General features: G+C 74.4%; 4 protein-coding genes and 1 pseudogene. 3 read left to right on the forward strand and 2 right to left on the reverse strand.

What is annotated here, in order from left to right; all coding sequences use genetic code 11:
• The 3 genes and pseudogenes from ABEB16_RS14855 to ABEB16_RS14865 all read left to right on the forward strand — a co-directional run.
• Nucleotides 1–243 (forward strand): annotated as a pseudogene (locus ABEB16_RS14855) (quinone-dependent dihydroorotate dehydrogenase); the annotation flags it as partial.
• Nucleotides 240–455 carry a hypothetical protein gene (locus ABEB16_RS14860; protein ID WP_345713012.1) on the forward strand — a complete coding sequence of 72 codons (216 nt, stop codon included), beginning with the start codon at nucleotides 240–242 and terminating at the stop codon, nucleotides 453–455. The pseudogene ABEB16_RS14855 and the gene ABEB16_RS14860, both read left to right, overlap by 4 nt.
• 101 nt (nucleotides 456–556) lie before the next feature.
• A complete protein-coding gene (locus tag ABEB16_RS14865; RefSeq protein WP_425560203.1) occupies nucleotides 557–1,060 on the forward strand; it encodes an Lrp/AsnC family transcriptional regulator in 504 nt (167 codons plus the stop codon).
• 24 nt (nucleotides 1,061–1,084) lie between these two features.
• On the opposite strand, the gene ABEB16_RS14870 is transcribed toward ABEB16_RS14865, so the two are convergent.
• On the reverse strand, nucleotides 1,085–2,479 hold the full coding sequence (locus tag ABEB16_RS14870; protein WP_345713014.1) for an aspartate aminotransferase family protein: 1,395 nt from the start codon (nucleotides 2,477–2,479) through the stop codon (nucleotides 1,085–1,087).
• Between the two features lie 91 nt (nucleotides 2,480–2,570).
• Nucleotides 2,571–3,182, reverse strand: a complete 612-nt coding sequence (locus tag ABEB16_RS14875; protein ID WP_345713015.1) for a DUF3043 domain-containing protein — start codon at nucleotides 3,180–3,182, stop codon at nucleotides 2,571–2,573.
• Nucleotides 3,183–3,316 lie beyond the last annotated feature (134 nt).

Raw genomic sequence — 3,316 nt, forward strand, 5'->3', positions numbered from 1 at the left:
TCCGGTGCCCCGCTCAAGGAGCGCTCCCTGGCGGTGCTGCGCCGGCTGCACGAGCGCGTCGGGGACCGCCTCGTGCTCGTCGCGGTGGGCGGCATCGAGTCCGCCGCGGACGCGCAGGCCCGCCTCGACGCGGGCGCCTCCCTCGTGCAGGGGTACACCGGCCTGGTCTACGAGGGGCCCGGCTACGCCCGTCGCGTGCTGCGGGGCCTGCACCGCGCGGCGCGGGCTAGCGTGGGCGCATGAGCCCGACGAGCTGGACGTGGCGGTTCGAGGACGGCGAGGGCCGCGAGGTCGCGGGCGTCGAGCCGTCCGCGCAGTTCCCCACCCAGGCCGACGCGGAGACGTGGATCGGGGAGACGTGGCGGGGCCTGCGCGGGCGCGGGGTGGACGCGGTGCGGTTGTTCGCCGACGGCCGGCAGGTCTACGGCCCGCTGAGCCTGCGCACCGTCGAGTGAACCGGCGAGCGCCCGCCCCGGGCCGGTCGCGGGCCGGTCGGGGCGCGGCGCGCGCGTCCGGCGCGCTGATCGCTGGTTAGGCTCCGCACGTGCCGAGGGACCTGCGCCTCAACCCGACCCGCGCCACCCGCTCCCGGGTGGACGCCGTCGACCGCGAGCTCATCGGGCACCTGCAGGTGGACGGCCGGATGTCCTACGCCGCCCTCGCCAAGGCCGTGGGGCTCTCCGAGGCGGCGGTGCGCCAGCGCGTGCAGCGGCTGCTGGAAGGCGGCGTGATGCAGGTCGTGGCCGTCACCGACCCCCTGACGGTCGACCTGCTGCGCCAGACGATGATCGGCATCCGGGTGGACGGTGACACCCGCCAGGTCGCCGCGCGCCTGGCGGAGCTGCCCGAGGTGGACTACGTCGTCCTGTGCGCCGGTTCCTTCGACGTGCTGGCGGAGCTGACGTGCGCCGACGACGAGCAGCTGCTCGACCTGCTCAACTCCCGGGTGCGCACGATCCCCGGGGTGCGCAGCACGGAGACCTTCATCTACCTGGAGCTGGTCAAGCAGACGTACGCCTGGGGGGCGGCCACCCACCACGGTGACCGCCCCGGCGACTGACCCGCCCGCACCCGGGCGCCGCGCTCAGAGCAGGGCGGCGGCACCCTCGAGGGCGGCGCGGATGATCTGCTCCATCTCGTCGAAGTGCTGCTGGTCGCAGATCAGCGGCGGGGCGAGCTGCAGGACGGGGTCGCCGCGGTCGTCGGCGCGGCAGTACAGCCCGTTCTCGAACAGCGCCCCGGACAGGTGGCCGCGCAGCAGGCGCTCGGACTCCTCCGCGTCGAAGGTCTCCTTCGTCGCCTTGTCCTTGACGAGCTCGATGCCGTAGAAGAACCCGTCGCCGCGCACGTCGCCGACGATGGGCAGGTCGCGCAGCTTCTCCAGCGTGGCCCGGAAGGCGCCCTCGGTGTCGAGGACGTGCTGGTTGAGGCCCTCGCGCTCGAAGATGTCGAGGTTGGCCAGCGCCACGGCCGAGGAGACGGGGTGCCCGCCGAAGGTGTAGCCGTGCGGGAAGTAGGTCGTCCCGTCGAGGAAGGGCTCCATGAGCCGGTCGCTGGCGATCATCGCGCCGATGGGGGAGTAGCCGGAGGTCATGCCCTTGGCGCAGGTGATCATGTCGGGCTGGTAGCCGAACTTGTCGCAGGCGAACATCGTGCCCAGCCGGCCGAACGCGCAGATGACCTCGTCGGAGACGAGCAGCACGTCGTGGCGGTCGCAGATCTCCCGGACCCGCTGGAAGTAGCCGGGCGGCGGCGGGAAGCAGCCCCCGGAGTTCTGCACCGGCTCCAGGAACACGGCCGCGACCGTGTCGGGGCCCTCGGCGACGATGGCCCGCTCGATCTCGTCGGCGGCCCAGCGGCCGAACGCCTCGAGGTCGTCGCCGTGCTCGGGGGCGCGGTAGAAGTTCGTGTTCGGCGCCTTGTGCGTGCCGGGCACCAGGGGCTCGAAGTACTTCTTCGCGTCGGGGATCCCGGTGATGGACAGCGCGCCCTGCGTGGTGCCGTGGTAGGCGATCGCGCGGCTGATCACCTTGTGCTTGAAGGGCCGGCCGGTGAGCTTGAAGTACTGCTTGGCCAGCTTCCACGCCGTCTCCACCGCCTCCCCGCCGCCGGTGGTGAAGAACACCCGGTTGAGGTCGCCGGGGGCGTACGCGGCCAGCCGCTCGGCGAGCTCGATCGCGGCGGGGTGGGCGTAGGACCACAGCGGGAAGAACGCCAGGGTCTCCGCCTGCCGGGCGGCCGCCCGGGCCAGCTCGCGGCGCCCGTGGCCGGCCTGGACGACGAAGAGGCCGGCGAGCCCGTCGAGGTAGCGGCGCCCCGCCTCGTCGTAGACGTAGGCCCCCTCGCCGCGCACGATGACCGGCACGTCGGCGTGCTGGTAGGTGGACATCCGCGAGAAGTGCAGCCAGAGGTGGTCGCGGGCGGTCGCCGCCAGCGCGCTGCGCGTGGGCGCGGGGACGGTCGAGGGAGTCGCGGTCATCGCCCAGTTATCGCACGGAAGCCCGCGAGGAGCAAGGTTTTCCGTTGCGCCGCAGGCACCCCGATTCGGAATCCCTCGTGTGGTGGTGCGCTCAGCGGGGCTGTTCGCCGCGCTTGACCTGCGGCACCGGGCGGCGCAGCCGCCGCACCTGCAGGGCCCGCATCACCCCGTAGCTGGCGACGCCGCGCTCGGCGTCGCCGAACCGCTCGACCTCCGCCCGCTTGATGCGCCGGCTCAGCAGGACGCTGTCCACCACCACGGCGGCGAGCATGAGGTAGATCAGGCCCGTCGTCGCCCACACGAGCACCAGGCTGCCAAACGCCTGCGTCACGCTGGAGAGCACCAGGGAGATCAGCGCCACCACGAGGAACCACTCCCCGAGGTTGTGCCGGGCGTCGACCACGTCGCGGGCCAGCCGCTTGCGCGGGCCCCGGTCGCGCGCCGGCAGGTGGCGCTCGTCCCCGGTGAGCAGCGCCTGCTGCATCCGGGCGCGCTCCTCGCGCAGCGCCTGCCGCGCCGCCGTGCGGGCGGCCTTGCGGTCGGCCGGCACCAGCGGGCGGCGGTTGCGGGCCTGCGCCTCGCTGCGCGAGGGCGTGGGGCGGCCCTTGCCGCCGGGCTTGGCGGGGACGGGCCCCGGCGTGGGGGCGCCGGCCGTGCCGCCCGGCTGCTGCGGGCGGGTCTTCTCCTTGGCGCGACCGAACACGGCAGCAGCCTACGGCCTCGCCCGCCCGTTCCCGCCCGCCTCGGGCGCGGTGTCGCGCCGGCCGGCGGGTAGCGTCGCGCGGGTGCAGCCCGACAGCGCCCGCCGCGGCGATCCGCCCGCCGACCAGCCCGCAG

It is taken from the genome of Kineococcus glutinatus, from assembly GCF_039542765.1.
GTDB classification, from domain to species: Bacteria; Actinomycetota; Actinomycetes; order Actinomycetales; family Kineococcaceae; genus Kineococcus_A; species Kineococcus_A glutinatus.

Bases quoted from the DNA above. Each gene is read 5' to 3' on its own strand.
- ABEB16_RS14870 (WP_345713014.1), bottom strand. From the start codon at position 2,479: ATGACCGCGACTCCCTCGACCGTCCCCGCGCCCACGCGCAGCGCGCTG.
- ABEB16_RS14860 (WP_345713012.1), top strand. From the start codon at position 240: ATGAGCCCGACGAGCTGGACGTGGCGGTTCGAGGACGGCGAGGGCCGC.